The sequence below is a fragment of the Pseudomonas sp. CG7 genome, from assembly GCF_023701885.1.
GTDB classification, from domain to species: domain Bacteria; phylum Pseudomonadota; class Gammaproteobacteria; order Pseudomonadales; family Pseudomonadaceae; genus Aquipseudomonas; species Aquipseudomonas zanjanensis.
Genome location: NZ_JABAEE010000017.1, coordinates 29859 through 56478, shown reverse-complemented (window position 1 = coordinate 56478; position 26620 = coordinate 29859). Strand labels below are relative to the sequence as shown.

Genomic DNA, 26620 nt, shown 5'->3' with positions numbered 1-26620 from the left:
ACGGACAAAGAGCCGAGCTCAGTGAACCGGCCCACGCCAGTCAAAACCGACAACTTCTTCCTGCTGATCTTCCGTGCACTGCGTCACCGTCGTGTGCCGATTGCATTGCGCATTGCCAGCCATAACGTAATCCTGGTCGCCCTGGCCCTGGTCATCTATGCCTGCGTGATGGGTTTGCAATTCAAGCAGGCGATGCACGAGCAGGCCGATGCCCTGGGTGAAAGCCTGACCACCCAGACCGCCACGTCCGCCACCGAGCTGCTGGTGTCCAACGACATCCTCAGCCTCAACGTGCTGCTCAACAACCTGACCAAGAACAAGCTGGTGGCCCACGCCGCCATCTACAGCGTGGACAACCGCATCCTCGCCGAGGCCGGGCAGCGGCCCAAGCCTGGCCTGCTGGGCGAGTCCGGCGGCATGTACCAGAGCAAGATCACCTTCCAGGACGTGACCGCCGGGCAACTGCGCATCAGCCTGGACATGGACCAGTTCCAGCAACCGATGACCATCAGCCTGCAAAGCATGGGCATCCTCAGCGCGATCCTGCTGGCACTGGCATTGGCCTTGAGCCTGCGCCTGGGGCGGCACATCTCCACGCCGCTGTTGCAACTGCGCGTCTGGCTGCGGGACATCGATGAACACACGCCCGCCACCCAGCGCCAGGACGAAATCGGCGACCTGGCCCGGCAACTGCACGCCAGCTTCGCGCCGGAACCTGAGCCGGTGCCGGAACCTGAAGACATTGACTACGTGGACGACGACGAGGCCGAGCCGGGTTTCGAAGTGCGTAACCTGCGCGATCCGGGCTTCGACGAAAGCCAGCCGATGCCCGCCTCCAAACCGGCGCCACGTCATGTGGTGCGCACGGTAGAAGACGAGGAAGACGATGACGCCTTCGCCGACCTGCGTGACGAATCCGTCGACGGAGCACCTCGACCGGTCGCCAGGCCTGTTGCTTCGGACCTGCCCCAGCACAGCGCCGTATTGGCCGTGCAGTTGGGCGCCCAGGATCAACTGCGCCGCCTGCCCCAGGCGCGCCTGAAGGAGTTGCTCGAGCGCTACCGCGATTGCCTCGACCAGGCCGCATCGCTCTACCAGGGCGAATTGCACACCCTGAACGACGGCAGCACGCTGATGCTGTTCCACACCGAAGACAGCGGCGACGATTACCTGACCAACGCCATTTGCTGCGGTGAGTTGCTGCGTGCCTTGGGTCACCAGTTGCAGATCGAAGTCGCCGACAGCGGCATTACCCTGCAACTGCAATTGGGCCTGACTTTGGGTGATGGCTTGTTCGGCCTGAGCCAGATCGACCTGCTGCTGACCGAAACCGCCCAGGACGCCCTGGCGCTGTCGCAACACAGCCGCAACCTGCTGCTGGTGGAGCGCAAGATCAACGACGACGCCCTGATCCGCCAACGCGCCCGCATCCGCCCCATCGCCAGCCCCGAAGGCGCGTGCTGCGTGGAGCGCTTGATGGAGCCTTACCCGTCGATGCTGGAGCGGCAGCTGGCGCGGATGCATGAACGCCAGGTCTGAGCCTGATTGCCTGAAATAACGAAGCCCGCAGATGAGGATTGTCTGCGGGCTTTTTTGTGCCTTCAATGCCGCCATCGCGAGCAGGCTCGCTCCCACAGGGGTCTATGCAAGCTACAGATCCGCACTGAACCCGTGGCGAGGGAGCTTGCTCCCGCTGGGCTGCGCAGCAGCCCCAAGACCAATCACACCGGGCCCCAGGCGAATGATTGCCTGCGGGCTTTTTTGTGCTTTCAATGCCGCCATCGCGAGCAAGCTCGCTCCCACAAGGGATCTGTGGCTCGCAGGAACCCCTGTGGGAGCGAGCTTGCTCGCGATGAGGCCAGCACAACCACTGGAGAATTCCATCCGACAGAAACAACAAAGCCCGCATCACTGCGGGCTTCGTCGTATATCCGGTCCAGGCATCAGAACCTGAACACTTCCATGTCCGTACGAATTGGCAAGGCCATGGGGATCTTGTCCTTTTCCTTTTCCACCGGTTTGGCCGGGGCAGGAGCGGACTTACGGGGCACTGCTTCAGCGACAGGCGGCTGGTTGGCCAGGGGCTTGAGCGACACCGACAGCTGTTCGGCCAGGCGTTGCAGAAGCACGCCCTGGGCCTGGACCTGTGCCGCGGTGGTGCCGGCATGGACCTCTTGCAGATGTACGATGCGGTTCTCACGCACCTTGCCACGACGGTCGATCAATCGCCATTGGGCATCGAGCACTGCCGGCTGATCCTTGCCCGAGTCCAGGCGAGTAATCGACAGCAGCACTTGTACATCCGGGGTGAAGCCCTGGGTCGCAGGTGCCAGCACCACGCGCTGGCTGTCCAGATGCCCGGCGACTTGGCGCAGCAGCAATTGATCGATGTCAGAGGAAAGGCTGCCGGCCCAACGACCGTCAGTGGCGGCCTGCAGGCTGCCGTCCGGTTGACGTTGCAACAAGGTTTCACGCTGCAGGTAGTCAGCGATCAGAACCGGGCCGAGCAATACGGCCATGCCTGTGCTTTGCGCAGGCTGGGACGGGGTTCCGCTGTCCAGTTGGTACAGCGACACCGGCTGGTTCATGCTGCAGCCCGCCAGGCCAAGCAGGCCGGCGAGCCACAAAATAGGGAGGCGCAGAGCAGTCATCGTTCCGTCCAGGTGGCAGCCACAAGGCTTGCCACAGTGAAAAAATACTCGGTCATTATGAAGAACGCTCGGCCACGCCGGCGCTTGAAAGGGCCTATCATCCGTGAATATGCGCGCCGACTCCAGCGCGAAAGCAACGATCTGCGGCATTTAATCGCAGACCGGGCCCTCTAGTACGCCTAACTGAGGTTTTCGACGAGCAGCGCATCGACCCGCTGAAACCCTCTCGGAAGCTTATTGCCCCGACGACCACGTTCACCCTTGTAATGCTCAAGATCGTCTGCTTTCAACGAAAGCGTGCGCTTGCCTGCCTGCAGCACAAGCGTCGCACCCTCCGGTAATACTGCAATATCCGTGACAAATTCCTCACGACTGGCGACCCGTTCGCCGGAAATACCAATAATCTTGTTGCCCTTGCCTTTACCCAGCTGTGGCAGGTCACTGATCTTGAACACCAGCAACCGACCTTCGGTGGTGACCGACGCCAGCCAGTTGCTCTCTCGATCCGCAACCGGACGCGGCGCAATCACCTTGGCGTTGTTCGGCAGGCTCAACAACGCCTTGCCCGCCTTGTTCTTGGCTTGCAGGTCCTCTCCCTTGACCACGAACCCGTAACCCGCGTCCGATGCGATTACGTAGAGCCCATCATCATCAGGCATCAGCACGCATTCAAAAGTTGCACCCGGTGGCGGTGTTAAACGACCGGTCAGCGGTTCGCCCTGGCCGCGAGCCGATGGCAGGGTATGGGCCGGCACCGAATAACTGCGTCCGGTGGAGTCGACAAACACGGCAAACTGGTTGGAGCGCCCGGCCGCCAAGGCCTTGAAGCCGTCCCCGGCCTTATAGGAAAGCCCCGTCGCGTCAATATCATGACCCTTGGCCGAACGCACCCAGCCTTTTTCCGACAGCACGACGGTGACTTTCTCGTTCGGCAGCAGATCGTGTTCGCTCAGCGCCTTGGCTTCGGCGCGCTCGACGATCGGCGAACGACGGTCATCGCCGTAGGTCTCGGCGTCCTTGAGCAGTTCGGTGCGCACCAGCTTCTTGAGCTTGGCTTCGCTGCCCAGCAAGGCTTGCAGCTTGGCCTGTTCCTTGAGCAACTCATCCTGCTCGGCCCGCAGCTTCATCTCTTCCAACCGCGCCAACTGCCGCAGGCGGGTGTCGAGGATGTAGTCGGCCTGGATTTCGCTCAGGGCGAAACGCTCGATCAGGCTGGCCTTGGGGTGCTCCTCGGTACGGATGATGTGGATCACTTCATCCAGGTTGAGGTAGGCGATCAGCAAGCCGTCCAACAGGTGCAGGCGGCGCTCGACCTTGTCCAGGCGAAATTGCCGGCGCCGGCGCACGGTCTTGACCCGGAACTCCAGCCACTCCACCAGCAAGGCCCGCAAGTTCTTCAGTTGCGGCTTGCCGTCCAGGCCGATGATGTTGATGTTGACGCGGTAGCTGGACTCCAAGTCGGTGCTGGCGAACAGGTGCTGCATCAGCGCGTCGTGGTCGACCCGGCTGTTGACCGGGATGATCACGATGCGGCACGGGTTTTCGTGGTCGGATTCGTCGCGCAGGTCAGCCACTTGCGGCGCTTTCGACGGTTTTGCCTGCATCATCGCGGCAATCTGTTCCAAGACCTTGGCCCCGGACACCTGATGCGGCAGCGCCGTGACAATGATGTCGCCATCTTCGATGTGGTACACGGCGCGCATGCGCACCGAACCGCGACCGGTCTCGTAGATTTTCAGCAGGTCTGCGCGCGGGGTGATGATTTCGGCTTCGGTCGGATAGTCCGGGCCCTGGATGTGCTCGCAAAGCTGCTCCACCGTGGCTTTCGGTTCGTCCAGCAGACGCACGCACGCCGTGGCCACCTCCCGCAGGTTGTGGGGCGGCACGTCGGTGGCCATGCCCACGGCGATGCCGGTGGTGCCATTGAGAAGGATATTCGGCAAACGTGCTGGCAACACCAGGGGTTCGTCGAGGGTGCCGTCGAAGTTCGGCCCCCAGTCCGCGGTGCCCTGGCCCAGTTCGCTGAGCAGCACCTCGGAATAACGCGACAGCCGCGCCTCGGTGTAACGCATGGCCGCGAAGGATTTGGGATCATCCGGCGCACCCCAGTTACCCTGGCCGTCCACCAGCGTGTAGCGATAGCTGAACGGCTGGGCCATCAGCACCATGGCTTCGTAGCAGGCCGAGTCGCCGTGGGGGTGGAACTTACCGAGCACGTCACCGACGGTACGCGCCGATTTCTTGTGCTTGGAATCCGCATCCAGCCCCAGTTCACTCATGGCATAGATGATCCGCCGCTGGACCGGCTTCAAGCCGTCGCCGATGTGCGGCAAGGCGCGGTCCATGATCACGTACATGGAGTAATTGAGGTAGGCATTTTCGGTGAAGTCAGCCAGCGATCGGCGTTCTACGCCGTCTAAGCTGTCTGCAAGAATGTCGCTCATGCGGGCCTCATCAGTTCGTTGTCTGGCGCAGCAGCATGGTGCCGTCGCGCTGGGTAAATTCAAGTTTGTTCAGGGCGCTCATGCCCAGCAGCACTTGCGTGCCACCCAGGCCAGGCGCCACCAGGGCACGGACATCGCGCAGCACGATGTCACCCAACTGCAGCCGGTCGATGCGCGTGCGGTAGCCCTCGCTCACACCATTGGCGGTGCTCAAGGTCACGCCGAAACCTTTTTCCAGCTTGAGGCGTTCGGCCAATTCCAACGGAATCGCCACGTCGGTGGCACCGGTGTCGAGCATGAAGTCCACCGGCTGGCCGTTGATCTGGCCGCTGGCGACGAAATGCCCCTGCCGGTTGCCGACCAGCTTCACCTCGATAAAACCTTCGCCTTTTTGCGACTGCACCTGGGCATTGGGGTTGAGTTCCCGCTGCTCCCACTGGGCAAAAAACCGTGTCGCCAGAAACAGCGCCGCGCACCAGGCCAGGATCATCAGCACCCGGCCGGCGCGCTTGCCCGGTGGTTGCTGGCTCACGGCGAGGCACTCCAGCCACCGTCAGGCGCGGCGAAGCGCCAGACAATCGGCCGCTGTTCGCCATCGGCCCGCGTACCGTCGTTGTTGTCCTGGCCGATCCAGGCTCCGTCGGCGTCCACCACCAGCGCTTCGGCCAGCCCATAAGGCTGGGGATAACGACGGTTATCCTGCAACGCCTCGGCGGCGAACGACCAGCAACGTTCCACCTGGACGGTCTGCGGGTCACGCCGGCAGATCTGATAGGCGTTGCGCTCCAAGGTAAACAGCTTGCCATTGAACAATGACAGGTCGGCGAAATCCCGGGAAACCGCCTTGGCCTTGGGGAACTGCGCCGGCTGCATTTCCTGGCCCGCTTCGCTGAGCAAGACACAATTGCCGTCGCAGTCCCACACCGTTTGCTGGCGTTTGATCAGCACCAGGCCGCGACGCTCACGCTCGGCCGCCAACCACAACTGGTCGCCGGCCGGGCTGACCGCAAGGCCTTCGAACAACGCATTGAAATGCAGCAACATGCCACTGGCGCGGGCCTGGCGGATCATCGTCGGGGCAATTTTCAGCCAGGATGCGGCCCCCGTCGGCGGTATGTACAGCACGGCGGCATGGGATTCACTGACCACATAACGATTGCCGGCGCTGTCACAGCTGATGCCTTCGAAATCCAGCTCGCCACCGCGCAGGAACGACGCCGCCCAGGTTCGCGATCTCAAGCCCCAGGGCAAACCGCTGTCAGGCACCTTCGGCACCTCGATTCCAACCGCCTCGGCCTGCCAGACCGGCGCCTCGGAGGGCATGAGGCGATAGATCCGGTCATCGTCGCGATCGGACACGGTCCACATCTCGCCGCCGCACAGCGCCAGCCCGGACAGGTTGCCACCGCGCATGCCGTCGACGGCGTGCTCGGACAGCAGCTTCAATTCCGGCGCTGGCCCTGCGACCACCATCCCCGCCCACAGCCACAACGCCAGGGCGAAACCGTTGCGCATCAGGCCAGTACCTCGGCCAGGTCCCCTTTGGATTCAAGCCAGGACTTGCGGTCGCCGGCGCGTTTCTTGGCCAGCAACATGTCCATCATTTCCGAAGTCGCTTCAAAATCATCCAAGGTCAACTGCACCAGGCGGCGGGTATTTGGATCCATGGTGGTTTCGCGCAACTGCGGCGGGTTCATCTCACCCAGGCCCTTGAATCGGGTGACCTGCGGCTTGCCTCGTTTCTTCTCGGCCACCAGGCGGTCAAGGATGCCGTCGCGCTCGGCTTCGTCCAGGGCGTAGTAGATTTCCTTGCCCAGGTCGATGCGGTACAGCGGCGGCATCGCCACGTAGACGTGGCCGGCGTCCACCAGTGGGCGGAAATGCTGGACGAACAAGGCACAAAGCAGCGTGGCAATGTGCAGGCCGTCGGAGTCGGCGTCGGCGAGGATGCAGATCTTGCCGTAGCGCAGCTGGCTCATGTCCGCGGCGCCCGGATCGACGCCAATGGCCACGGCGATGTTATGCACTTCCTGGCTGGCCAGCACTTCACTGCCGTCCACTTCCCAGGTATTGAGGATCTTGCCCCGCAGCGGCAGGATTGCCTGGAACTCTTTATCCCGCGCCTGCTTGGCCGAGCCGCCGGCGGAGTCACCTTCCACCAGGAACAGCTCGGAACGCATCGGGTCCTGCCCGGCGCAATCGGCAAGCTTGCCCGGCAATGCCGGCCCCTGGGTGATGCGCTTGCGCTCGACTTTCTTGCTCGCTTTCAGACGACGACCGGCATTGTTGATCGCCAGCTCCGCCAGGGCCAGGCCGGTTTCCGGGTTGGCGTTGAGCCACAGGCTGAACGCGTCCTTGACCACACCGGAAACGAACGCCGCCGCTTCGCGAGACGACAGGCGCTCTTTGGTCTGGCCGGAGAATTGCGGTTCCTGCATCTTCATCGACAGGACGAAGGCAATGCGCTCCCAGACGTCTTCCGGCGCCAGCTTCACGCCACGGGGCAGCAGGTTGCGGAACTCGCAGAACTCGCGCCTGGCGTCGAGCAGTCCCTGGCGCAAGCCGTTGACGTGGGTACCGCCCTGGGCCGTGGGGATCAGGTTGACGTAGCTTTCCTGGACACTTTCGCCGCCTTCGGGCAGCCACAACAGCGCCCAGTCCCCGGCTTCCTTGTTACCGGCCAGGCTGCCGCAGAACGGCTCGTCGGGCAGGCGCTCGAAACCACTGACCGCATCCACCAGATAAGAGCGCAGGCCGTCTTCGTAATGCCATTCGACTTTTTCGCCGGTGGCCTTGTCCTCGAAACTGACCAGCAGCCCCGGGCACAACACGGCCTTGGCCTTGAGCACGTGCTTGAGGCGGCTGACGGAAAACTTCGGCGAATCGAAATACTTCGGATCCGGGGCGAAATACACGCTGGTCCCGGTGTTGCGCTTGCCGACGGTGCCCACCACTTCCAGCTCGGTGGCCTTGTAGCCGTCGGCGAACGTCATCTGGTATTCATTGCCGTCACGCTTGACCCGCACCCGCACCTGGGTCGACAAGGCGTTGACCACGGAAATACCCACGCCGTGCAGACCGCCGGAGAACTGGTAGTTCTTGTTGGAAAACTTGCCGCCGGCGTGGAGTTTGGTGAGGATCAGCTCGACGCCCGACACACCTTCTTCAGGGTGAATGTCCACCGGCATGCCGCGGCCGTCATCGCTGACTTCCAGCGAGTGATCGGCGTGCAGGATGACCTGCACCGATTTCGCATGCCCGGCCAAGGCTTCGTCGACACTGTTGTCGATGACTTCCTGGGCGAGGTGGTTCGGCCGACTGGTGTCGGTGTACATGCCGGGGCGCTTGCGCACCGGGTCGAGGCCCGAGAGGACTTCGATGGCGTCTGCGTTATAAGAGCTAGCGCTGGGAGTGGCCATGGGGTCTCGTCGTCAGTGTTCAATGAAAAAGGGGCGATGGTTCACAGCGACGTGAAGTCGATCGCCTGGTACAAATCGGCGCCAATGCAGGCAAAACTCAACAATGCCGGTAACTGCTGGGCAAACCCTTGGAAACTGTGGTCGCCGCCGGCCTGGATGCGCAAGGCACAGGCGCGGTAATACTGCTGGGCGTGGCGATAATCCAGGGTTTCGTCACCGGTTTGCAACCATACTTGATACCGCTGCGGATCCCGGGGCGCCGGCACTTCCAGCTCGGCCAGGGCCGTCACGTGGTCGTGGGTCAATTCCCAGGTTTCGTCGGTGTATAAATTCTTCTGCGTCCCCAGGTACCCGTCGAACATCCGATGCGGGCTCTCGGCAGGAGTGACCAACAGGGCCTTGAGCCCGTGGCGCTCGGCCAAGTGAGTCGCATAGTAGCCGCCGAGCGAGCTGCCGACCAGCAGCGGCCGCCCCAGTTCTGTAATCGCCTGTTCCAGCTGACCGATGGCCTGGCGGGGGTGGTGATGCAGGGCCGGCACCTGTAGCTGGTCGCTGAGGCCAAGGCGTGCCATCACTTCGACCAGTTGGCAGGCTTTGGTCGATGCTGGGGCGCTGTTGAAGCCATGGATATAAAGGATCGAACCCGACATTGCCGACTCCCTGGGTGTTGGGCAAAGGCCGGAGTTTACAGGGAGTTCGAGGTGGTTTGGGGTGTTTTGAATGACACTCCGCTTTGTGGCGAGGGAGCTTGCTCCCGCTGGGCTACGCAGTAGCCCCAAACCTGCAATGCCCCATCTGACTGACAGAACGCGGAGCCTGGTCTAGGGCCTGCTTCGCAGGCCTGCGGGAGCAAGCTCCCTCGCCACGGGTTACGTTGTCAGCCGTAAAATCATCATTGTCTCGGCGCAACAATGTCCAACGCCCGGTTCGCCAACAACTCACTGATCTCGATCATCTGCTGGACTCCCAGGGCAAAATGCCGACGCGAGCCTTCCAGGTCGAAGGTTAGGTCGCCGAGCATGGCGTTGGCGGAGGCCAGGGTTTCGCTGAGGTAGGCTAGAAGGGTTTCGGTGTCTGCGCTCTCCGAGACAGAGAACAATGGGCCTGAAGGTTGTTTCTTCTTGGGGTCGGGCTTGGGGTCGAGATAATGATCGATGGCGCGCTTGGCGGCTTCATCGAGTTTTTGGGGATCGGTTTCGGGGGGATTGGGTGTGGCTTTGAACATGATGCAGCTCCTCTAACGTAGTGGAACCGCCATCTCCCGTTTCCAGGCGAGAGGGTGGCAGCTATGCGCGGGCTGGAAAACCGGAGTAAAGGAGCAAAACCCGGCAGACTCGAAAGTCTCCCGCGCACAGCCGCCATAACGCAAAACTGCACACGCAAAAAAGCGATGCAGTATCTCATGTGGCGCGCTGTTGCACCCTTACTTATCGGGTTTCCAGGCCCGACCGCTGAATTTGCAGCGACGGGAAAAGACTAGCGACAGCCCTTCCCACCCGGCAACCGCCAGGGCTCGTCGGAAAAATCTGCTGCAGCCCGGAGGGTTGTCCGACCATTCCCACAATCCAGGTCGGCTGTCAGGCAGCCATCGCGAGCAAGCTCGCTCCCACACAGGTTTTGGGTCGTTTATAAGATCAGTCTCCACCGCCGATCCCTGTGGGAGCCGAGCTTGCTCGCGATAGCGGTGGGTCTGCTTGCATCCAGGTTGTATGTGCCGCCGCCTTCGCGAGCAGGCTCGCTCCCACATGGGGTCAGTGTGACCTATGAATTTGCGACCACTGCCGATCCCTGTGGGAGCGGGCTTGCGCGCGAAAGCGGTGGGCCAGCTTGCATCAGTATTGGATGTTCCGCCGTCTTCGCGAGCAAGCCCGCTCCCACAATCGGCTCGGGGTATGACCGGAGAATCAGGTCGGCTGTCAGGCCGCCTCGCGAGCAAGCTTTGCTCCCACAGATCTCCCACAGTTCTGATGGGTGTACGAGCGGGGGAGCCAGGTCGGCTTTAAGGCCGCCTCGGCTTGGCTTTTGATCTTGGGGCCCCGTTAACCACGATGGCCGAACGCAGGCATTGCGCAGTGGGCCCACGGAGCAATGCCTGCGTTCGGGCATGCCGAGCCTAGGCGAGGCACCGAGTGGTGGGGCAAGCCTTTTTTGCTTACTTTTTTTGGCGTTTGAAAAAAAGTGAGCCGCCGTAAGGGCGGAACCCTAAGTCGCCGTTACCGCAGCAATGGATATGTACTCCGTCAAGCCGCCTTCGCGAGCAAGCCCGCTCCCACAATTGGATCGGAGTACAGCAGTGAGAAATAGGCCGGCTGTCAGGCCGCCTCGTCCTCAATACCCGTTGGAACCATAGTCCGGGGTAAACGCAAATCCAACCACCCGCTCAACCCCCGTCTCCAACCGCCCATCCGGCAAAAGCCGCAACCACCGATACCCCGGCGCCTGCGAGCCCACCGCAAAATCCTCACTCCCCGGCTCAAACTGAATACAGGTCGAAGGCGAAGCCAACAAACGAACCCCCTCGCGCACCCGGTCTATCTCCTGATGCACATGCCCCCACAACACCGCCCTAACCTGGGGAAACCGATCCAACACCGCAAACAGCGCCTCCGGATTACGCAACCCGATCGGCTCCATCCACACACACCCGATCGAAACAGGGTGATGATGCAGACACACCAGATGATGCCGCTCCGGCGCCTCGCTCAAGGCATTGGCCAACAGAATCAACTGCTCCTCGGCCAAAAAACCCGGCACCGAACCTGGCACGGCCGAATCGAGCATCGTCACCCGCCAATTGCCAATGTCCACCACCGGATCGAGCAACGTGCTCTTGACCGCCGCCTCAAGCATCACCTGCGGCTCATCATGGTTGCCGGGAATCCACCGCGCCGGCGCGTCGATTCGCGCAGTCAGTTGCCGAAACGCCTCATAGGATTGCAGCGTGCCGTCCTGGGACAAATCCCCGGTGGCGAGCATCAGGTCAATGTTCGGCTGCTGCTTGAGCACCAAATCAATGACTGCCCGCAAGCTGTCACGGGTATTCATGCCCAGCAACGAGGCCTCGGCCTCGGCGAACAAATGGCTGTCAGACAGTTGGACCAACAACGCCACATCGGCCGTGGTCAAGCTGGATACGCTCGGCAAATCGCTTTCTCCCAGGCGCAATCACGCCGTTGCATGAAGCGGCAATTATGCTGGGGGACGATCGAAAGGGGAAACCCGCGAACCGGAACCGGTTCACAACTACCGAACGACTTCGAACTCGTGGCCCAGCGCCAGGCAATGACTCAGCCACTCGCCCAGGAACAGGTTCAACTGGGCTTTTTCATCCGGCTGGTGCATTGACGCATTGGGGTAAGGATAGATGCCACGAAAGCGTCGTGCATGTTCGGCGCTGACGACTTCGGCCATGCGCGCGTCGTGATAGACCTGCACTTCCAGTTGCGGCACCGGCAGCCAGGGCAGGCTGTGCTCCTGACGCACCTGCAAGGTGGTGGTGTAGGGGCAGGCTTGCAGCACTTCCAGGGCCAGCACGCCGAGCATCTGGTCGCCATGAGTGACGGCGATGCGGCGTGGCAGCGGGTCGTTGCGCATGTCTGGCAACAAGCGCATCAGGCGGGCGTAGTTGGCCTCGCAGGCGGCCTGCAACCCCACCAGATCGACGCGATAGCGGTCGCGCAGCTTGTTCAGGACCATAGCCCCCTCACTTCATCGCGATTCAAGGCCAGCCATTGCAAGGCAATGATGCTGGCCGCGTTGCAGATACGTCCGTCGCGCACGGCTTGCAAGGCATCTTCGTAGGCCCAGACCTTCACCCGAATGTCCTCGGCTTCCTCCAGAAGGCCATGCAGGCCGCCTGCCCCCGTGCTGTCGCAACGCCCCAGGTACAAATGTACGAATTCATTGCTGCCGCCCGGCGATGGAAAGTATTGGGTCATCGGCCAGAGCGCAGCGAAGACAAGCCCAGCTTCCTCCTGCGCTTCACGATGAGCAACCTCTTCCGGTTGCTCATCCTTGTCGATCAGCCCGGCCACCAACTCTACCAGCCAGGGGTTGGTGGTCTTGCCAATGGCCCCCACGCGAAACTGCTCGATCAACACCACTTCATCGCGCTGCGGGTCGTAGGGCAGCACACACACCGCATCATGACGCACGAACAATTCACGGTTGATCTCACGGCTCATGCCACCGGCAAACAACTCGTGGCGCAAGACGAGGCGGTCGAGCTTATAGAAACCCTTGAAGCAGGTCTCCCGCTTGACGATGTCCACGGCGTTCGGTGTGGCGTTGGCGAAATCGGTCATGACAATCCTCGTGTGCAGTCGATCAATACGAGGTTCCAACCTCGGCTTCGCGCCATCCTAACGCGCTCGAACCCTTTGGGGCAGCCCCCTGCCAGAGATCGGGATGGACGGCTGCGCTTAAAATCACTCTAATGAGCTTAGTGGCGAACTGATTGCCTTGCTGACAGTCGAAGCGGGTAACTTTTTGCCTTTCCGTGTTGCATGACGGACGCCCATGTCGCTTTTCAAAACCGCCTCCGTGGCCGCCATTGCCCTGACCCTGGGCGCTTGCCAAAGCCTGTTCCAACCCAACTATCGCGCACCGCTGGAGACCACTCGCGACGCTTCGGAACAACTGCAACCAGGTTGCGCCAGTGCCGACTGCCCGTTGGTGAACATCGATACCCTGCACTTTCCGGCCGAACCCGCCCTGGACGGCATCATCGAAAAACGCCTGCTGCAAATGACCCGCACCACCCCGGACGCCCCGGCGGCACCGACGCTGGCGGCCTATCGCGAGCAGTTCCTGCGCAACGCCGCGCCAGGCAACAGCAGCTATTTGCAGGCCAAGGTACGTGAGCAACATGACGGCCTGGTGATCATCGAACTGTCCAGCTACCTGGACACCGGCGGTGCCCACGGCACGCCGGGGCGCGGTTTCATCAACTATTCGCGCCAGCAGCACAAGGTGCTGACACTGTCGGACATGCTGCTGCCGGGCCAGGAAGAAGCCTTCTGGAAAGCCGCGCAAGTGGCTCACAACAGCTGGCTGATCAGCACCAAGCTGGATCAGGAACCCGAGTTCCTGAAACAGTGGTCCTTCCAGAAAACCCCACACATCGCGCTGACCTACGGCGGGGTGATCCTCAAGTACGAAGTGAGCACCATCGCGCCGTACGCCCTGGGCCACATCGAATTGAAGATCGCCTATCCACGCCTCAATGGCATCCTCAAGCCCGAGCTGTTTCCCGGCCGTAGCTGAAGGCCCGGCCCAGCAACAGTTGCAGCAACCCTGCCAGGATCAGCGACGGCAGGGTTGCGCCGATGTCCGGATAGAAATTGGCCAGCAGGTGATAGGTGCTCACCCCACCCAACCAGGCCAACAGGGCCGGCCAGCGCAACGCGGCTGACACCACTTGGCTGCTGCGTTTGCGCAGGATGAAGTGGTCCACCAACACCACGCCGAACAGCGGCGCGAACACCGAGCCGATCAGCAACAGGAAGTTCTGGTACTGCGCCAACGGTGCAAAGCAGGCGATCAAGGTGCAGATGACACCAATCGCCAAGGCCAGGTGCTCGACCTTCAACCCCGACAACATGCCTGTCGATACCGCCGCCGAGTGGATGTCGGCGAAGGCATTTTCCGACTCGTCCAGCAGAATCAGCAACAGCGGAATACCCAATCCAGCACCCGCCAGGGCCAGCAGCAACGCGTTGACTTCACCGCTCGGCGCGAACGCCAGGGTGTAGGCCACGCCCAGGCTCATCAGCCAGAAATTGCCGATGAAGAAGCCCACCGCCGTACCGCCGAAGACGTTTTTGGCGCGCTTGCCGAAACGCGAGTAGTCGGCGATCAGCGGCAACCACGACAGCGGCATCGCGATGGCGATATCGAACCCCACCGCCAACGGCATCGAACCATCGCCCGCCTGGACCCACAGCGCGGCCAGGTCAGCCTTGGCGAACAGGTTCCAGGTCAACCAGATGCAAGCCGCCAGCAGCAACCAGATGCCCCACTTGCGCAGAACCTTGCGCACAAAGGTCAGCGGCCCGCTCACGGCGAGCAAAGTGGCCAGGGCGCCGAAGAACAGCGTCCACAGCAGTGGGTTCGAACCCAGGCTGCCTTCGCTGAAAGCCCGGGCACCGAGCAGGCTGGCGGCGTCACGCATGACGATGATTTCGAACGAGCCCCAGCCGATCAGCTGCAGCAGGTTCAATACCGCCGGCACGCTCGCGCCCTTGCTGCCGAGGCTGAGCTTCAGCGCGGCCATGGCCGACAGGCCAGTGTCGCTGCCGATCACCCCGACCGCCGCCAGCAGCAGGACGCCCACCAGCGTGCCGAGGAAAATCGCCAGCAACGAACCGCTCAGGCCCAGGCCCGGCGCGAGCAAGGCACCGACCTGCAAGACCATCAGGCCGATGCCGAGGGAGAACCACAGGGAAAACAGATCGCGGGCGCCGAAGACGCGTTTGTCCAGGGGCACGGCGGTGTCGGGGGAGTAGGTGCTGGGTTGGATGTTCACAGAGATATCTCAGGGCAGATTATTGTTTTGGGGCGCGGATCATCCTTGTGGCGAGGGAGCTTGCTCCCGCTAGGCTGCGAAGCAGCCGCCAAACCGGCCACCACAATTCTGATTGCCAGAACGCGGTGACTGGTTTTGGGCCCGCTTCGCAGCCCAGCGGGAGCAAGCTCCCTCGCCACAGGTGAGTGCCGCCCAGGTCAGACTTTCTTGTAAAGCTGACTACCTTCCTTCTTGAACCGCTCGGCCTGCTCCGCCAAGCCCTGGGCGACATCGACATCCACCGCTTCAATGCGCTGGTTCGCCGCATACTCGCGCACTTCCTGGGTGATTTTCATCGAGCAGAATTTCGGCCCGCACATCGAGCAGAAATGCGCCACCTTGGCCGAGTCCTTCGGCAGGGTTTCGTCGTGATACGAGCGGGCGGTGTCCGGGTCGAGGCCGAGGTTGAACTGGTCTTCCCAACGGAACTCGAAACGCGCCTTGCTCAAGGCATTGTCGCGGATCTGCGCGCCCGGGTGACCCTTGGCAAGGTCGGCGGCGTGGGCGGCGATCTTGTAGGTGATGATCCCGGTCTTGACGTCATCCTTGTTCGGCAAGCCGAGGTGTTCCTTCGGCGTGACGTAGCAAAGCATGGCGCAACCGAACCAGCCGATCATCGCCGCACCGATGCCGGAGGTGATGTGGTCGTAGCCCGGCGCGATGTCGGTGGTCAGCGGGCCGAGGGTGTAGAACGGCGCCTCGTCGCAGCACTCGAGCTGCTTGTCCATGTTCTCTTTGATCAACTGCATCGGCACGTGGCCCGGGCCTTCGATCATGCATTGCACGTCGTGCTTCCAGGCGATCTTGGTCAGCTCGCCGAGGGTTTCCAGCTCGCCGAACTGCGCTTCGTCGTTGGCGTCGGCGATCGAACCCGGACGCAGGCCATCGCCCAGCGAGAAGCTGACGTCGTAGGCCTTCATGATTTCGCAGATGTCTTCGAAATGGGTGTAGAGGAAGTTTTCCTTGTGGTGCGCCAGGCACCACTTGGCCATGATCGAACCACCACGGCTGACGATACCGGTGACGCGCTTGGCGGTCATCGGCACATAACGCAGCAACACGCCGGCGTGGATGGTGAAGTAGTCGACGCCCTGCTCGGCCTGCTCGATCAGCGTGTCGCGGAACAATTCCCAGGTCAGGTCTTCGGCCACGCCGCCGACTTTTTCCAGGGCCTGGTAGATCGGCACGGTGCCGATCGGCACGGGCGAGTTACGGATGATCCACTCGCGGGTTTCATGGATGTGCTTGCCGGTGGACAGGTCCATGACCGTGTCCGAACCCCAACGGATACCCCAGGTCAGCTTCGCCACTTCTTCTTCGATGGACGAACCCAGCGCACTGTTGCCGATGTTGCCGTTGATCTTCACCAGGAAGTTACGGCCGATGATCATCGGTTCCAGTTCGGTGTGGTTGATGTTGGCCGGGATGATCGCGCGGCCCCGGGCGATTTCGTCACGCACGAATTCCGCGGTGATGACCTTCGGCACGCTGGCACCGAAGCTGTGGCCGGCGTGTTGCTGGTCAAGCAGGCCAGCGGCGCGGGCGACTTCAAGTTTCATGTTTTCGCGGATGGCGACGTATTCCATCTCGGCGGTAATGATGCCTTTGCGCGCGTAGTGCATCTGGCTGACGTTGGCACCCGGCTTGGCGCGACGCGGATTGTTCACGTGGGCGAAGCGCAGCTTGGTCAGCTCGGGGTCGGCCAAGCGCTCCTGGCCGAAGTTGGAACTCAGGCCCGCCAGGCGCTCGGTGTCGCCACGGGCTTCGATCCATGGCGAGCGCACATCGGCCAGGCCTTTGCGCACGTCGATGATCACGTTCGGGTCGGTGTACGGACCCGAGGTGTCGTAGACCACCACCGGCGCGTTGATTTCGCCGCCGAAGTCGGTGGGGGTCACGTCGAGGCTGATTTCGCGCATGGGCACGCGGATATCCGGGCGGCTGCCCTGGACGTAGATTTTTTGCGAGCGGGTAAAGGGCTGAACCGATTGTTGATCGACCTGGGCCGATTCACTGAGGTTGGTCGCGTTTTTTGATTTTGTCGTCATCACGGGCTCTCCAGACACACATCCAGGCAGTGGATTTTTGTCGGAGCGAACCTGTAACGAATGGACGCGTCCCTGCACGAAAATGCGGACGCTGTGCTTGCTGCTCGAGTGCGTTCGATGGTCGAACGACATCCCGGACGAAGCACAAGAGGACTCGCCGGGTGACGAGAAATCTTGTTCCCTACGCAGGCGCTAACCTGATCAGGTTCAACGGGATCCGAAATTATTCGATCTCAGCCTCATAGCAAGGCACCCCGACAAGAACCCGGCCAGTCTAGACACAACCACGACAGAACGCCATCGCCAGGGCAAAAGGCGTGATGAATGGCGCATATACAGGATTGTTGCCGTGCCCAGGCGCAACTACACTCGCTACGCCGCGCGCCTGTTATGCGCATTCAATTTGAACGTAGGGATCGCCTCATGCTGCGCAAACTCTCACTGGCCCTCGCCGTGTCTTGTGCGTCCAATGGAATGGCCTGGGCCGCCGAAGCGCCTTTATCCACCCTGACCGACCTGGTCAGCGTGTACCAGGAAGCGGTGGACAACAACGCCGACCTGGCCGCCGCCCGCGCCCAGTATGGCGCCCAGAAGGAAGTGGTGCCCCAGGCCCGCGCCGGGTTGCTGCCCAACCTTTCGGCCGGTGCCGACCTGAACAACACCCGTACCGAGCTCGACCAACCGGCGATGACCGCCACCCGCAGCTCCACGGTCTACCAGGCCACGCTGTCCCAGCCGATTTTCCGCGCAGACCGCTGGTTCCAACTGCAAGCGGCCAAATCGGTCAATGAGCAGGCATCGCTGCAGTTGTCTGCCACCGAGCAGAACCTGATCCTGCAAAGCGCCGAAGCCTATTTCAATGTGCTGCGCAGCCAGGACAACCTGGCCTCGACCAAGGCCGAGGAAGCCGCGTTCAAGCGCCAGCTCGACCAGTCCAACGAACGTTTCGACGTGGGCCTGTCGGACAAGACCGACGTGCTGCAATCCCAGGCCAGCTACGATACCGCGCGGGCCAACCGGATCATCGCGCAACGCCAGGTCGAAGATGCCTTCGAAGCGCTGATCACCCTGACCAACCGCCAGTACAACTCGATCCAGGGCGTCGTCCACACCCTGCCGATCCTGCCGCCGGCGCCCAACGACGCCAAGGCCTGGGTAGACACTGCCGCCAAGCAGAACCTCAACCTGCTGGCCAGCAATTACGCCGTCGACGCCGCCGAAGACACCTTGCGCCAGCGCAAGGCCGGCCACGCGCCGACCCTCGATGCAATCGCCCAGTACCGCAAAGGTGACAACGACGGCCTCGGCTTTACCAACCCGAGCCCCACCGGCCAGCGCTACGGTGGCGACGCGGAGCAACGCACCATCGGCCTGCAATTGAGTATTCCGATCTACAGCGGCGGGCTGACCAGCTCCCAGGTTCGCGAGTCCTATTCGCAACTCACCCAGACCGAGCAGCAACGCGAAGCCCTGCGCCGCCAGGTGGTGGAAAACACCCGCAACCTGCATCGCGCGGTGAACACCGATGTGGAACAGGTCCAGGCCCGGCGCCAATCGATCATCTCCAACCAGAGCGCGGTGGACGCCACGGAAATCGGCTACCAGGTGGGCACTCGGAATATCGTCGATGTGCTGGACGCCCAGCGCCAGCTGTACACCTCGGTGCGCGACTACAACAACGCCCGGTATGACTACATCCTCGACAACCTGCGCCTCAAGCAGGCCGCCGGGACGTTGAGTCCGGAGGACCTGCAAGCCCTGTCCCGCTACCTCAAGCCCGACTACAACCCGGACAAGGACTTCCTGCCGCCGGACTTGGCACAGGCGGCGGCACAGCAGTTGCGCTCGCGACCAGCGCAATAACCTACCGTCCTCACTGGCAACGAGGGCTTCCTGTGGTGGGGCGACCTACCTGTGGCGAGGGAGCTTGCTCCCGCTGGCCTGCGAAGCAGGCCCAAAACCAGTCACCGCGCTCTGTCAGTCAGAATCGTGATGACCGGTTAGCGGCTGCTTCGCAGCCGAGCGGGAGCAAGCTCCCGCGCCACAACAGCTCAGCCGAGCAACCGCCCTAACCCCTCCAGCAACCGCTGCAACGCGCCCTGATTGCGGCGCATCACCGCAAGCCCCGCCTCGGCCATGCGCTGGGCGTCCCGGGGCAGTTCGAACAGGCGCTGGACCGCCAGGGCCAGGCTCTCGGCATCCTCCACTTCGGCCAGCGCACCGGCGGCACGCAGTTGCGCGGCGATTTCGAGGAAGTTGAACAGGTGCGGCCCACTGAGCACCGGTTTCGCCAGGGCCGCCGGTTCGAGCAGGTTGTGCCCGCCATTGGGCACCAGGCTGCCACCGACAAACGCGCTGTCGGCCAACGCATAGAGAAACAGCAGTGCGCCCATGGTGTCGCCAAGCAACACCGAAGCCTGGGCGGTAACCGGTTGCCCACCGGAGCGCCGCACCGTGACCAGCCCCTCGCTTACACACAGTTGATGCACTGAATCGAAGCGCTCGGGGTGACGGGGCACCAGGATCAGCAACGCATCGGGATAACTGTCGAGCAGCCGACGATGGGCGGCCAGCACTACTTCGTCCTCACCCTCATGGGTGCTGGCGGCGATCCACACCGGGCGGTCCACCGCCTGCCACTCACGGCGCAAGGCACTGGCACTTTCGAGCAACTGCGGATCGATGGTCAGGTCGAACTTGATCGAGCCGGTGACCTCGACGGTTTCCGCCCGAGCCCCCAATTGGCGAAAACGCTCGGCTTCGGCTTCCGTCTGTACGGCGAACAGGCTCATCTCGGCGAGCATCGGCCGGGTGAGCTTGGGAAAGCGGGCATAACCCCGCGCCGAACGCTCCGACAGCCGCGCGTTGGCCAGGGCCACGGGAATGCCGCGCCGGGCGCATTGGTGAATGTGATTGGGCCACAGCTCGGTTTCCATTATCACCGCCAGTTTCGGCCGAACCTGGTCAAGAAAACGCTTGGCGGCGCACGGCAAGTCGTAAGGCAAATAGCAATGCTGGATACGCGGCTCGTTGGCGAACAGCGCCCGGATTCGCTCCGATCCGGTGGGCGTCATGCAGGTAACGGTGATTGGCAGCTGTGGATAACGTTGCAGCAAGGCGCGGATCATCGGCGCGGCGGCAATGCTCTCGCCCACCGACACCGCGTGCACCCAGATGCCCCCCGGGGCCATGGCCGGCAGCCCCCAGGAGAACCGCTCGCCAATGCGCCGGGCATAAGCCGGCGCCTTGCGGGCCCGCAGCCACAGCCGAATCGCTACCAGTGGCAGCCCCAGATAAAACAATGCGCTATAGAGAGTTCTGTTCATGGCGGCGGAGTTTATCGGTTTTTCAGCCGATCGCCTGCAACTGCACGGCAAAACGTTCCGCCAGCCAACGAGCGGCCGGGCCCAGGGGTTCATCGCGGCGCCAGACCAGTTCCACCACCAGGGCCGGCGGGGTCCATTCGCTGTTGAGCTCGATCATATCGCCCAGGTACGCCGGGTATTGCACCACATGCCGTGGCAGCCACGCCCAGCCCAGGCCACTCCTCAGCCATTCGGCCAACACATAGAAACTGTCGGCCCGCCACACCTGCGGGCTGGCCTGCTCGCTACCGGGATAGACGCTCGATTGGGTCGCCATCAGTAACTGGCGGTGCCGGGCCATGTCCCGGCAGCTCACATACGCGTGGTTCGCCAAAGGATGGCCCCGGCTACACACCGTGACCATCTCGACGCTGCCCAGCACCCGGCGCTCCAGCGCTTCGGGGATCTGATCGTGATAGAACAGCAAGCCGAGGTCGGCGCGCCGCTCCACCAGTTTGCGCGCCACATCGCCCTGGGCGGCGCTGGCCAGTTGCACTTCGAGGGTGGGGAATTGCTCGGCCAGGGCCGCCAGGCTGTCGATGACCGGCTGATAAGGCATGGCCTCGTCCTGGGCCAGGCGCAGCGATGCTTCCTGCCCGCGCATCAAGGCCAGGGCGCGACCATTGAGGCGCTCGCACTGGCGCAGCACTTCCCTGGCCTCCTCAAGCAGCGCCACGCCCGCATCGGTGAGTTTAGGCTGGCGACCGCTGCTGCGGTCGAACAGGCTCACCCCCAAGTCGTCTTCCAACAAGGCAATCGCGCTGCTGATGGCCGATTGCGCCTTGCGCTGGTCCCGGGCCACGGCGGAAAACGAACGCTTCTCGGCGACTTCGGCAAACAACCGCAATTGCTCCAGGTTCCACTGCACGTTCATGGCTCAACCTATCTCCAATACAGATAGGTAATGACTTTACCGCATCTGGACGATCTCTAGAATGGCCCCATCGAAAGATGCAACCGTCAAAGAGGAATCGCCCATGAACGCCTACTACTACCTGGCCATTGCCATCTGCGCCGAAGTGATCGCCACCGTTTCGATGAAAGCGATCAAGGGCCTGAGCACACCCCTGCCCTTGCTGCTGGTCATCGTTGGCTACGGCACTGCGTTCTGGATGCTGACGCTGGTGGTGCGCACCGTACCGGTGGGCGTGGCTTATGCAGTCTGGGCCGGACTGGGAATCGTCATGGTCAGCGTGGCGGCGCTGTTCATCTACGGGCAGAAACTGGACGTGCCGGCGATGTTGGGGATGGCGTTGATTGTTCTTGGGGTTGTCGTGATCCAACTCTTTTCCAAGACTGCTGGGCACTGAAAACACTGCCATTGAGTTGGAACACACCGATATTGAGCTGGCCCCCCCCCAACTGCGGGCTTACGGCCGGTGTGCCGAGGGCGGTCCCCCCCGCTGGGCTGCGCAGCAGCCCCAAAAAGCTGGGCACCGCTGCCCGATCCAGCGGGAGCAAGCTCGCTCGCCACAAAAGCTTTGCTCCCATGTGGCCTACGTTGATCGCCAACAAATGCCCTGCGCAGCGAGTCTGTATACTGCGCCCTCGTCTTGAACACTGAGGTCGCTCATGCCATCCGTTATTTCCACCGACATTCTGATTGTCGGCGCAGGCGTCGCCGGCCTCTGGCTGAACGCCCGCCTGCGTCGCCAGGGGTTCTCGACTGTGCTGGTGGAAAGCGCCAGCCTCGGCGGCGGGCAGAGTGGCAAATCCCAGGGCATCATCCATGGCGGCGCCAAGTACGCGTTGCATGGCGCCTTGACCGGGGCCTCGGAAGCCATCGCCGACATGCCGCGCCGCTGGCGCGAAGCCCTGAAAGGTGAAGGCGAACTGGACCTGTCCGGCGTACGCATGCTGTCCGACGCCCATTACCTCTGGTCCCCGGGCACCCTGGCCGGCAACCTCACCAGTTTCTTCGCCAGCAAGGCCGTGCGCGGACGGGTCGACCAAGTCAAGGGCGATCAACTGCCGCCGGCCCTGCAAGACAAGCGCTTCAAGGGCAAGGTCTATCGCCTGGCCGAACTGGTGGTCGACGTGCCCAGCCTGATCGCGCGCCTGGCGGAACTGGCCGGCGACAGCCTGTTGGCCGGGCAGCGCATCGAGCCACTGCGCGAAGCCGGTGAGCTGGTCGGGCTGAAGGTCGACGACCGCGAGATCCGTGCCCAACGCATTATCCTCAGCGCGGGCGCGGGCACCGCCGACCTGCTCAAGGCCCTGGGCCTGAACAAACCGGCCATGCAGACGCGGCCGTTGCACATGGTCCTGGTCAAGGGACCGAGCCTCAAGCCGCTTTACGCCCATTGCCTGGGCGGCGGACCGAAGCCACGCGTCACCGTGACTACCCATCCCGCCGCCGATGGCCAATGGGTCTGGTACCTGGGGGGCGACCTTGCCGAAGGTGATGCCGTCGCCCGCGAGCCCGCGGCACAGATCGCCGCAGCTCAGAAAGAACTCGGCCAACTGTTGCCCTGGGTCGACCTCAGCACCGCGCAATGGGCCACGCTGCGGGTTGACCGCGCCGAACCGCTGCAATCAGGCCTGACCCGCCCGGATAACGCCTTCCTCGCCGAGCAGGAACGCCTGCTGGTGGGCTGGCCGACCAAACTGGCCCTGGCCCCGGACTTCGCCGATCGGGTGTTCAACGCGCTGCAACGCGATGGCATCCAACCCAGTCACCCGGCCCCGCTGCCGGACCTGCCGAAGCCGCCCATGGGCGTGCCTGCCTGGGAGCAACTGCTGCCATGATCCAAGCGACCCTGCATGACCTCTACCGCCCCCTCGGCCATAACGGCCCGCGGGTTTCCCCCCTGGGCCTGGGCACCGTCAAGCTGGGCCGCGACCAGGGCGTCAAATACCCCAACGGGTTTCAGATTCCCGATGACAACGAAGCGCGCATGTTGCTCAAACTGGCGCGTGACCTGGGCATCAACCTGATCGACACCGCGCCGGCTTACGGCCGCAGCGAAGAACGCCTTGGCCCGCTGCTGCGTGGCCAACGCCAGGACTGGGTGATTGTGAGCAAGGTCGGCGAAGAATTCAGTGACGGCCAGTCGCGCCACGACTTCAGCGCCGCCCATACCCGACTCTCGGTGGAGCGCAGCCTCAAGCGCCTGGAAACCGACTATATCGACCTGATCCTGGTGCATTCCGACGGCAACGACCTGGCGATCCTCAACGACAGCGAGGTCTACCCGACGCTGGCGGCGCTCAAGCGCGAGGGCAAGATCGGCGGCTTCGGTTTTTCCGGCAAGACCGTCGACGGCGGCCTCAGAGCCTTGGAGCAAGGCGATTGCGCGATGGTCACCTACAATCTGAACGAACGAAACGAAAAGGCTGTCATTGACTACGCCAGCAAACACGGCAAAGCGATCCTGGTGAAAAAAGCCCTGGCCAGCGGCCACGTCTGCCTGAGCCCCGGGGTAGACCCGGTTCGCGCCAGTTTCGAACTGTTGTTTGAGCATCCTGGGGTCGCCAGTGCTATTGTCGGCACCATCAATCCGCTGCACCTCGCCCACAACGTCGCGACCGTCGCCACGGTCCTGCGTAAACACTGACGCCGCCCTACGCGGCCTGAAGGAAGGAGCCGACATGCCGCGTACGCTCATCAGAAAGAACCCAAGCAACTTCAAGACCCTGCCCCTGTTCGTCGAAGCGACCCCCGAAGGCCTGACTTACCAGAGTGTCGGGATGCCGCTGAATTTCGCCCAGACCTTGCAGCGCCGCCGCCCTGTCGCGGTGGCCGATGCCGAGCGTTTTTCCCTGGAGCTGGCCAATCTGGGCGTCTCGGTACGCCTGACGCTGCATTGGCAGAACCGCGATTATTGGGTGCTGGTGCGCCAGCGTCGGCAGGATCGCGGCGACGTGGTGCTCAAGCTGATTTCCGGCTATGTCCCGGCCCACGAACTGAACCTGCCGCTGCTCACCGCCATCAGCGAAATTGCCGAAGAGTGCCTGCTGGAAACCCCTGAAGGCTGGCTGGGTGGACGCTTCAACGACACCTGGCTGCCGGCCCCCTACGCCACGGCCCTGCATTACCGCGAAGCTTTGCCGTTTCGCCTGACGCCGCTGTCGGGCTCGGCCCGCCCGGTGCGCAGCGCCAACCTGCAACTGATCGAGCGGCCACGGGCCTACGTGCACCTGCCGACGGCATCGCTGCAATTGATTTATGACTTGCGCCTGGATGTGCCCAAGGAAGCCAAGTCCCTGAGCCTGTTTCACGTCGATGAACGCTTGGAAGGTGACCAACTGGTGGCCCGCCTGGACCGCAAGCGCCCGGACCTGTACCTGATGCCCCTGCAGGACGGGCAGCCCTTGCCCGAGCTGTACACCTTGAAAAAGGATCAGTTGCACCCGGCCAGCACCCGTGGCCTGTACCTGGCGGAAAGTTTCGCCCGGCAGGACGGCTGGCTGGTGCGCGACGAGCGGATTCGCTGGAAGGATTGGCTGCGCCAGCAAGGGCTGACGCCACCGGGCAAGGAGTCGGGCCTGACCCGACTCAAGGGCAAGGCCCGGCAGTTGCTCAAGAAGATCGTGCCGCGCAAGGTGGCTCGTTAGAAACCACACGACTCAGAGCGCTTTTGTGGCGAGGGAGCTTGCTCCCGCTGGGTTGCGCAGCAATCCCATTTTTTATGGGCGCTTCGCACCCAAGCGGGAGCAAGCTCCCTCGCCACAAAAAGCAAGCTGGCTGCAGTACACAGGCTCAGTTATTGCGGATCTTCTCCACAATCGCCGTCGTCGAGCTGTTTTCCACCAGCCCCAACACTTTCACGGTACCGCCGTAGGCCGTGACGATGTCCGCGCCCACGACCTGATCGATCCCGTAGTCACCGCCCTTGACCAGCACATCCGGCTTGACCTGGCGCAGCAGGTTCTCCGGCGTGCCCTCGCTGAAACTGATCACCCAGTCCACCGCGCCCAGGCCAGCCAGGACCGCCATGCGCCGGTCGACGCTGTTGATCGGACGCCCGGGTCCTTTGAGACGGCTGACGGAGGCATCGTCATTGACCGCGACGATCAGGCGATCGCCCTGGGCCCGGGCCTGCTCGAGGTAGGTCACGTGGCCGGCGTGCAGGATGTCGAAGCAACCGTTGGTGAAGACAATGCTTTCGTTATGGGCGCGGGCGTCGTCCACCGCCAGCAGCAACTGCTCCAGGCCCAGCACGCCGCGCTCGGAGCCTTCCTCGCGCTGGATGGCGCGACGCAGCTCGGGGGCGCTGATGGCGGCCGTGCCAAGCTTGCCGACGACAATGCCTGCCGCCAGGTTCGCCAAGGCCACCGCGTGGGGCAATTCCTCACCGGCAGCGATCGCCGCGGCCAGGGTGGAAATCACCGTGTCGCCGGCGCCCGTCACGTCGCACACTTCACGGGCACGGGCCGGCAGGTGCAACGCCGGGTGATCGGGGCGCAGCAAGGTCATGCCGTGCTCGCCACGGGTCACCAGCAAGGCACCGAGGTCGAGGTCTGGCATCAACTGCGCGCCTTTGCTCACCAACTCATGCTCATCGACGCAACCGCCGACGATGGTTTCGAACTCGCTGAGGTTCGGCGTGATCAGGCTGGCGCCCCGGTAGATGGAAAAATCCTTGCCCTTGGGATCGGCCAGGACCGGAATGCCACGGGCACGGGCGGCCTGGATCAGCGACTGGTGGTTTTTCAACGCGCCTTTGCCGTAGTCCGACAACACCAGGACCTTGACGCCTTCGAGCAGCTTGTCGACCTCGGCACCGAGGGCCAACGGATCGGTGGCGAACGGTTCTTCGAAATCGATGCGCAGCAGTTGCTGGTGACGGCTCATGACCCGCAGCTTGACGATGGTCGGCTGGTGCGCGACGCGCTGGAATATCGCGCGTACGCCCGCCCCCTTGAGACTGTTGGTCAGGCTGTCGGCGGCCTCGTCGTCACCGGTCACGCCCACCAGGGACGCCGGCGCGCCGAGGGCAGCGATGTTCAAGGCCACGTTGGCGGCACCACCGGGGCGGTCCTCGATGTGTTCGACCTTGACCACCGGTACCGGCGCCTCAGGGGAAATCCGTGAGGTACCGCCATGCCAGTAGCGGTCGAGCATGACATCGCCGACCACCAATACAGGGGCTTGATCGAATCGCGGCATGGACAACTTCATGGAG

Annotated in this window: 22 protein-coding genes and 1 riboswitch; of the genes, 7 read left to right on the top strand and 15 right to left on the bottom strand. The window is 62.9% G+C overall.

Going from position 1 to position 26620, the window contains the following annotated elements:
* Nucleotides 1–21 precede the first annotated feature (21 nt).
* A complete protein-coding gene (locus HGO40_RS09785; protein ID WP_250962822.1) occupies nucleotides 22–1539 on the top strand; it encodes an AhpA/YtjB family protein in 1518 nt (505 codons plus the stop codon).
* Between the two features lie 404 nt (nucleotides 1540–1943).
* Here the strand turns inward: HGO40_RS09785 and HGO40_RS09780 are convergent, their stop codons facing one another.
* The 10 genes from HGO40_RS09780 to HGO40_RS09735 form a co-directional block, all read right to left on the bottom strand.
* Nucleotides 1944–2651, bottom strand: a complete 708-nt coding sequence (locus HGO40_RS09780) for a PqiC family protein (protein WP_186708017.1) — start codon at nucleotides 2649–2651, stop codon at nucleotides 1944–1946.
* Nucleotides 2652–2830: 179 nt separating this feature from the next.
* Entirely contained in the window at nucleotides 2831–5095 is a 2265-nt protein-coding gene (parC, locus tag HGO40_RS09775; protein ID WP_250962821.1) for a DNA topoisomerase IV subunit A, read from the bottom strand.
* A gap of 10 nt (nucleotides 5096–5105) precedes the next feature.
* Nucleotides 5106–5627, bottom strand: coding sequence for a retropepsin-like aspartic protease family protein (locus HGO40_RS09770; RefSeq protein WP_250962820.1), 522 nt, complete (start codon nucleotides 5625–5627; stop codon nucleotides 5106–5108).
* A complete protein-coding gene (locus HGO40_RS09765) occupies nucleotides 5624–6610 on the bottom strand; it encodes an esterase-like activity of phytase family protein (protein WP_250962819.1) in 987 nt (328 codons plus the stop codon). The genes HGO40_RS09770 and HGO40_RS09765 overlap by 4 nt, the downstream gene beginning before the upstream one ends.
* Nucleotides 6610–8514 carry a DNA topoisomerase IV subunit B gene (gene parE, locus HGO40_RS09760; protein WP_250962818.1) on the bottom strand — a complete coding sequence of 635 codons (1905 nt, stop codon included), beginning with the start codon at nucleotides 8512–8514 and terminating at the stop codon, nucleotides 6610–6612. Before parE ends, HGO40_RS09765 begins: the two co-directional genes overlap by 1 nt.
* Nucleotides 8515–8555: 41 nt before the next feature.
* Nucleotides 8556–9164 (bottom strand): YqiA/YcfP family alpha/beta fold hydrolase, encoded by a 609-nt coding sequence (locus HGO40_RS09755; protein ID WP_250962817.1) that lies wholly within the window; start codon nucleotides 9162–9164, stop codon nucleotides 8556–8558.
* A gap of 242 nt (nucleotides 9165–9406) precedes the next feature.
* Nucleotides 9407–9739 (bottom strand): DUF6124 family protein, encoded by a 333-nt coding sequence (locus HGO40_RS09750; RefSeq protein WP_250962816.1) that lies wholly within the window; start codon nucleotides 9737–9739, stop codon nucleotides 9407–9409.
* Nucleotides 9740–10842: 1103 nt separating this feature from the next.
* The gene (gene cpdA, locus HGO40_RS09745) at nucleotides 10843–11658 is read right to left on the bottom strand and encodes a 3',5'-cyclic-AMP phosphodiesterase (protein WP_250962815.1); all 816 of its coding nucleotides are present in this window, start codon (nucleotides 11656–11658) and stop codon (nucleotides 10843–10845) included.
* Between the two features lie 99 nt (nucleotides 11659–11757).
* Nucleotides 11758–12210, bottom strand: a complete 453-nt coding sequence (locus HGO40_RS09740; RefSeq protein ID WP_092205313.1) for a DUF1249 domain-containing protein — start codon at nucleotides 12208–12210, stop codon at nucleotides 11758–11760.
* Nucleotides 12201–12818 (bottom strand): NUDIX domain-containing protein, encoded by a 618-nt coding sequence (locus tag HGO40_RS09735; RefSeq protein WP_250962814.1) that lies wholly within the window; start codon nucleotides 12816–12818, stop codon nucleotides 12201–12203. The genes HGO40_RS09740 and HGO40_RS09735 overlap by 10 nt, the downstream gene beginning before the upstream one ends.
* Before the next feature lie 214 nt (nucleotides 12819–13032).
* Here HGO40_RS09735 and HGO40_RS09730 point away from each other — a divergent pair, with 214 nt between their 5' ends.
* Nucleotides 13033–13779, top strand: coding sequence for a DUF3298 domain-containing protein (locus tag HGO40_RS09730; protein ID WP_250962813.1), 747 nt, complete (start codon nucleotides 13033–13035; stop codon nucleotides 13777–13779).
* On the opposite strand, the gene cytX is transcribed toward HGO40_RS09730, so the two are convergent.
* Both cytX and thiC read right to left on the bottom strand, forming a co-directional pair.
* The gene (gene cytX / locus HGO40_RS09725) at nucleotides 13748–15040 is read right to left on the bottom strand and encodes a putative hydroxymethylpyrimidine transporter CytX (protein WP_250962812.1); all 1293 of its coding nucleotides are present in this window, start codon (nucleotides 15038–15040) and stop codon (nucleotides 13748–13750) included. The two genes, HGO40_RS09730 and cytX, sit on opposite strands and share 32 nt — an antisense overlap.
* Nucleotides 15041–15237: 197 nt before the next feature.
* The gene (gene thiC / locus HGO40_RS09720; RefSeq protein WP_186708035.1) at nucleotides 15238–17127 is read right to left on the bottom strand and encodes a phosphomethylpyrimidine synthase ThiC; all 1890 of its coding nucleotides are present in this window, start codon (nucleotides 17125–17127) and stop codon (nucleotides 15238–15240) included.
* Nucleotides 17128–17288: 161 nt separating this feature from the next.
* Nucleotides 17289–17394, bottom strand: a riboswitch (TPP riboswitch).
* A 156-nt stretch (nucleotides 17395–17550) separates the two neighbouring features.
* Here thiC and HGO40_RS09715 point away from each other — a divergent pair.
* Nucleotides 17551–18990, top strand: coding sequence for a TolC family outer membrane protein (locus tag HGO40_RS09715; protein ID WP_186708037.1), 1440 nt, complete (start codon nucleotides 17551–17553; stop codon nucleotides 18988–18990).
* Between the two features lie 188 nt (nucleotides 18991–19178).
* On the opposite strand, the gene waaA is transcribed toward HGO40_RS09715, so the two are convergent.
* On the bottom strand, nucleotides 19179–20453 hold the full coding sequence (gene waaA, locus HGO40_RS09710; RefSeq protein WP_250962811.1) for a lipid IV(A) 3-deoxy-D-manno-octulosonic acid transferase: 1275 nt from the start codon (nucleotides 20451–20453) through the stop codon (nucleotides 19179–19181).
* Nucleotides 20454–20475: 22 nt separating this feature from the next.
* On the bottom strand, nucleotides 20476–21366 hold the full coding sequence (locus HGO40_RS09705; RefSeq protein WP_186708041.1) for a LysR family transcriptional regulator: 891 nt from the start codon (nucleotides 21364–21366) through the stop codon (nucleotides 20476–20478).
* 103 nt (nucleotides 21367–21469) lie between these two features.
* Here HGO40_RS09705 and HGO40_RS09700 point away from each other — a divergent pair, with 103 nt between their 5' ends.
* The 4 genes from HGO40_RS09700 (at nucleotide 21470) to HGO40_RS09685 (ending at nucleotide 25049) form a co-directional block, all read left to right on the top strand.
* Entirely contained in the window at nucleotides 21470–21802 is a 333-nt protein-coding gene (locus HGO40_RS09700) for a DMT family transporter (protein WP_003197153.1), read from the top strand.
* Between the two features lie 262 nt (nucleotides 21803–22064).
* Nucleotides 22065–23240, top strand: coding sequence for an FAD-dependent oxidoreductase (locus HGO40_RS09695; RefSeq protein WP_250962810.1), 1176 nt, complete (start codon nucleotides 22065–22067; stop codon nucleotides 23238–23240).
* The gene (locus HGO40_RS09690) at nucleotides 23237–24049 is read left to right on the top strand and encodes an aldo/keto reductase (protein ID WP_250962809.1); all 813 of its coding nucleotides are present in this window, start codon (nucleotides 23237–23239) and stop codon (nucleotides 24047–24049) included. Before HGO40_RS09695 ends, HGO40_RS09690 begins: the two co-directional genes overlap by 4 nt.
* Before the next feature lie 34 nt (nucleotides 24050–24083).
* Nucleotides 24084–25049 carry a hypothetical protein gene (locus tag HGO40_RS09685; RefSeq protein ID WP_053117832.1) on the top strand — a complete coding sequence of 322 codons (966 nt, stop codon included), beginning with the start codon at nucleotides 24084–24086 and terminating at the stop codon, nucleotides 25047–25049.
* Between the two features lie 145 nt (nucleotides 25050–25194).
* Here HGO40_RS09685 and hldE read toward each other — a convergent pair whose 3' ends face one another.
* On the bottom strand, nucleotides 25195–26616 hold the full coding sequence (hldE, locus tag HGO40_RS09680; protein ID WP_250962808.1) for a bifunctional D-glycero-beta-D-manno-heptose-7-phosphate kinase/D-glycero-beta-D-manno-heptose 1-phosphate adenylyltransferase HldE: 1422 nt from the start codon (nucleotides 26614–26616) through the stop codon (nucleotides 25195–25197).
* Nucleotides 26617–26620 lie beyond the last annotated feature (4 nt).

Coding starts and splice junctions, on each gene's coding strand:
- HGO40_RS09780 (WP_186708017.1), bottom strand. CDS start 2,651: ATGACTGCTCTGCGCCTCCCTATTTTGTGGCTCGCCGGCCTGCTTGGC.
- HGO40_RS09740 (WP_092205313.1), bottom strand. CDS start 12,210: ATGGTCCTGAACAAGCTGCGCGACCGCTATCGCGTCGATCTGGTGGGG.
- hldE (WP_250962808.1), bottom strand. CDS start 26,616: ATGAAGTTGTCCATGCCGCGATTCGATCAAGCCCCTGTATTGGTGGTC.
- thiC (WP_186708035.1), bottom strand. CDS start 17,127: ATGACGACAAAATCAAAAAACGCGACCAACCTCAGTGAATCGGCCCAG.
- HGO40_RS09700 (WP_003197153.1), top strand. CDS start 21,470: ATGAACGCCTACTACTACCTGGCCATTGCCATCTGCGCCGAAGTGATC.
- parC (WP_250962821.1), bottom strand. CDS start 5,095: ATGAGCGACATTCTTGCAGACAGCTTAGACGGCGTAGAACGCCGATCG.
- HGO40_RS09715 (WP_186708037.1), top strand. CDS start 17,551: ATGCTGCGCAAACTCTCACTGGCCCTCGCCGTGTCTTGTGCGTCCAAT.
- parE (WP_250962818.1), bottom strand. CDS start 8,514: ATGGCCACTCCCAGCGCTAGCTCTTATAACGCAGACGCCATCGAAGTC.
- HGO40_RS09750 (WP_250962816.1), bottom strand. CDS start 9,739: ATGTTCAAAGCCACACCCAATCCCCCCGAAACCGATCCCCAAAAACTC.
- HGO40_RS09765 (WP_250962819.1), bottom strand. CDS start 6,610: ATGCGCAACGGTTTCGCCCTGGCGTTGTGGCTGTGGGCGGGGATGGTG.
- HGO40_RS09695 (WP_250962810.1), top strand. CDS start 22,065: ATGCCATCCGTTATTTCCACCGACATTCTGATTGTCGGCGCAGGCGTC.
- HGO40_RS09690 (WP_250962809.1), top strand. CDS start 23,237: ATGATCCAAGCGACCCTGCATGACCTCTACCGCCCCCTCGGCCATAAC.
- HGO40_RS09705 (WP_186708041.1), bottom strand. CDS start 21,366: ATGAACGTGCAGTGGAACCTGGAGCAATTGCGGTTGTTTGCCGAAGTC.
- waaA (WP_250962811.1), bottom strand. CDS start 20,453: ATGAACAGAACTCTCTATAGCGCATTGTTTTATCTGGGGCTGCCACTG.
- HGO40_RS09685 (WP_053117832.1), top strand. CDS start 24,084: ATGCCGCGTACGCTCATCAGAAAGAACCCAAGCAACTTCAAGACCCTG.
- HGO40_RS09755 (WP_250962817.1), bottom strand. CDS start 9,164: ATGTCGGGTTCGATCCTTTATATCCATGGCTTCAACAGCGCCCCAGCA.
- HGO40_RS09730 (WP_250962813.1), top strand. CDS start 13,033: ATGTCGCTTTTCAAAACCGCCTCCGTGGCCGCCATTGCCCTGACCCTG.
- HGO40_RS09735 (WP_250962814.1), bottom strand. CDS start 12,818: ATGACCGATTTCGCCAACGCCACACCGAACGCCGTGGACATCGTCAAG.